At 58.2% G+C, this 1,128-nt stretch carries 1 protein-coding gene; it reads right to left on the bottom strand.

The window, feature by feature from the left end; translation table 11 throughout:
* Positions 1–267: 267 nt before the first annotated feature.
* Positions 268–1,128 (bottom strand): IS110 family RNA-guided transposase (locus tag GM658_RS28570; protein ID WP_155457504.1); only part of this gene is annotated, 861 nt, incomplete at its 5' end.

Raw genomic sequence — 1,128 nt, 5'->3', positions numbered from 1 at the left:
TATATGGACTCCTCCTCGTTTGCAAACATTCCGTTCTTGAACACCAGGTGCGACTGCTCACGTATATCCGGTCTCTAACTGCGTTGCCTCTCTTGAGGCACGGACCATAATGGGCTATTCGCGCGCTAGCTCCCTATCGGTTCTTCGGGCTCGTGGGCCTCAGACATTGTCGGGTTTTGCCAGCGCCGGTTCGACCTGTTGGCCATCAACGGCATGTTTCGCAATCGTGGTTGGAAGCTCCTCTCTTTACTATGCAACGCGTACAGTTCAGGCCGGTACTGTTCCAGGGTGATAATCGGTTCCCTTGGTCATCATTGCCCACGCTATGCGCGCCATCTTATTCGCCAGTGCCACTGCGGCGATATTGTGATGCCGCGTCTGAGCCAGGTGTGTTACCCAGCGACTCAGCCGGTCATCCTTGCTCGGCGCCGTTCGTAAGACCGAACGCGCGCCGTGCACCAACAACGTTCGTAACTGCGCATCGCCGCGCTTGGTGATACCCAACAATCGGGTCTTGCCGCCCGAACTGTTCTGTCGGGGTGTCAGCCCCAGCGAGGCCGCCATCTGCCGACCATTACAGAACTGCTTCGCGTCGCCTACGTTCGCCACGATCGCCGTCGCGATCACCGGACCCACGCCACGCATTTGCTGCAACCTGCAGGCCACCGGATCGGTATCGGCTGCCACCTGGATCTCCCGGTCGAGTTCCTTCACGCGGAGATCAAGTTGCAGCAAATCGAGCCATAAGCTGCGCAGCAAACGACGGAACCGGTACGTCAATCCATTGTCGAGGTCTTCAAGCCAACAAGGGATCGCAGCTTTCAGTTGCAGCAATTCCCGTGGTGCCACCAGGCCGTATTCACCACAGAGCCCACGGATCTGGTTGCCCTTGGCAGTGCGCTGACTGCACAACTCAGCCCTGATGCGGTGGATCGCTTGCAAGTCTTGCTGCTCGACCGTTTTGACTGCGACGAAGCGCATGTTCGGCCGGCTCATCGCTTCGCAAATTGCCTCCGCATCATTCGCATCATTCTTGTTGCTCTTCACGTACGGCTTCACGAATTGCGGCGCGATCAGCCTGACGACAAAGCCCCGTTTTTGCAGCTCACGCGCCCAGTGGTGCGCACC

It is taken from the genome of Massilia eburnea, from assembly GCF_009720745.1.
Taxonomy (GTDB): Bacteria; Pseudomonadota; Gammaproteobacteria; order Burkholderiales; family Burkholderiaceae_D; genus Rugamonas; species Rugamonas eburnea.
Note: the sequence above shows the minus strand (reverse complement) of the source record. Positions and strands in the feature narration are given on the sequence as shown.